The organism is Polaribacter sp. (assembly GCF_965656025.1).
Taxonomy (GTDB): domain Bacteria; phylum Bacteroidota; class Bacteroidia; order Flavobacteriales; family Flavobacteriaceae; genus Polaribacter.
Genome location: NZ_CBFHJT010000092.1, coordinates 1609 through 3688, shown reverse-complemented (window position 1 = coordinate 3688; position 2080 = coordinate 1609). Strand labels below are relative to the sequence as shown.

Sequence of the window (2080 nt, the reverse complement as noted above, 5' to 3'; positions counted from 1 at the left end):
ATAAAAAATAATAACACAAAACCTACTCCAATATAAATGTATAAAAGTGTGGCTTCAGAAATTTTAGTGAATTTTTGGATGAATAAGAATAGCAACACCCAAAAAGCTTTGAAAACTTTATAAAGTAAGTTTAGATAAATAATAACAATGCCTTTTTTAGATTGATGTCTAAATTGGCTAAAATCTACTATATTATCCATCTATTTGATTGCTAATATACTCTTTCATTTTTTGAGCATCTTCTTGTAAGAGACCGCTTATTTTTAAATCGTCGCTACTATCTCCAGCTGTAAAAACACTTAAAGAAACTAAATTAAAAAATCGAGCTATTGGCCCTTGATCTATTTCTACATGTTGAATTCTATTAAATGGTACAGTAGTTAAACTTCTAAAAAAAACACCTTTTTTGTATGAAACATCTTTTTCTCTAACTGCATATTTTCTTTTTTTAAAACCAATAATTTTAATAAAAATGACCAATAAATAAACTATAAATAGACTAATATAAAACCATAAAAAAGTAAAATGAAGTTCAAAAAAATCAATAAAATCTGTAATAAATAAAAGTGCAAAAAGTACTAAAAACACTAAAGTTACATTTATTAAAATAACTTTTAAATAGCTTTTTTCTATATTTTTAAAATCAATTTTTGCAATTTCTGGAAACGTTGTAATCGCTATATTTTGAAAAGAATCTGTCATAAAAACTATTCTAAAGCTTTTTGTATCGAAATTGGTGCATCATTTTTTAAAGCTTGTACAAATGCACCTTTGTAGGTTTTTCTTAGTTGGTTTCTATATTTTCTAGCCTCTGAATAGGTGTTAAAACTACCCATTCTATATTTTGTCAAACCATCTTCAACAAAAAGTTGAACACCTTTTAAATTTGCCAATTGGGTATTTTCTTTTTTTAAAGCGGCAATTTGTACCGTAAAAATTAAGGTATCTTCAATTACTTTATTGGTAACTATTGGGGCAACAGTAATTGTATCTTTTTTTACATTATTTAAAAGTGTATCAGTTTCTTTTTTTTCTTCTTTTTTATCACAAGAAAAAATGAACATTAGTATGGTAACAAAAGCGATTATTTTTTTCATTTTTTAAGTAATTTTAATTCCTTACTACTTCGTTTACAATGTTGTAGCGTCTTCTTTTAAGGCTACTTTAATATGTATTCTTTCTCCATTTTTGATAGGTACAATAAAAGCATCAGTACAAACATTTTTTATGATATTTTTAAACTCTATAGCTTCTTTGTAGGTAGTAAATTTACCCAACCTATATTTAAAAATATCATTTTCTGGAGTAATATTGATGTTGTTTACACTTTGTAAGTCTAGATTTTTATTTCTGTAAGCACCTACTTGTATGGTATAATACAAACTAGCATTGGTATTTAGATATACCTCTGGCAAACTATTAGAAATAGTATTTAAATATTGTTTGTAATCTTCTTGTGCATTTGTTTGGTTACAAAAAAATAAAACTGTAATTGTTGATAACAAAAAAGATAGTTTTTTCATGTTTATAATTTATTAGCCTCAGCAATTAACTCTGCAATATCTTTTACAATAACTGAGTCTTCTTTTTCTTTAAACTTAATACCATCTGTCATCATAGTATTACAATATGGACAACCTGTTGCAATAATATCCGGTTTGGTTTCTAATGCATCTTCAGTTCTTAAAACATTCACTTCTTTGTCTCCTTCTTCTGCATCTTTAAACATTTGTGCACCACCAGCACCACAGCATAAAGCTGTTCTTTTATGGCGTTTCATTTCTGTTAAATTAACACCTAATCTTCTAATTAAATCTCTTGGAGATTCGTAAACCTCATTAGCTCTTCCTAAATAACATGGGTCGTGAAAGGTAACTCTTTTGCCCTGTAAAGTATGGTCATCTATTTTTAAACGTCCTTCTGCAATTAAATTTTGTATAAATTGTGTGTGATGATACACTTCATAAACACCACCTAATTCTGGGTATTCATTTTTTAGTGTATTGAAAGAATGAGGATCACAGGTCACAATTTTTTTTACTTCATAACCATTTAAAACCTCTATGTTCATCATGGCTTG

The 2080-nt window shown here is 27.2% G+C and carries 4 protein-coding genes and 1 pseudogene; all 5 read right to left on the bottom strand.

Annotated elements, in window-relative coordinates; genetic code table 11:
- Positions 1-200, bottom strand: a pseudogene (locus tag ACTG3S_RS13345) (PH domain-containing protein); the annotation flags it as partial.
- Positions 193-702: a PH domain-containing protein gene (locus tag ACTG3S_RS13340; RefSeq protein WP_439129835.1), complete on the bottom strand. Its 510-nt coding sequence runs from the start codon at positions 700-702 to the stop codon at positions 193-195. The gene ACTG3S_RS13340 and the pseudogene ACTG3S_RS13345, both read right to left, overlap by 8 nt.
- 5 nt (positions 703-707) lie before the next feature.
- Positions 708-1097 carry an SPOR domain-containing protein gene (locus ACTG3S_RS13335; protein WP_439129834.1) on the bottom strand — a complete coding sequence of 130 codons (390 nt, stop codon included), beginning with the start codon at positions 1095-1097 and terminating at the stop codon, positions 708-710.
- A 33-nt stretch (positions 1098-1130) separates the two neighbouring features.
- Complete coding sequence (locus ACTG3S_RS13330) at positions 1131-1523, bottom strand: hypothetical protein (RefSeq protein ID WP_439129833.1); 393 nt, start codon at positions 1521-1523, stop codon at positions 1131-1133.
- 2 nt (positions 1524-1525) lie between these two features.
- Positions 1526-2080: (Fe-S)-binding protein (locus ACTG3S_RS13325; protein ID WP_439129832.1), on the bottom strand; the 555-nt coding region annotated here is incomplete at its 5' end.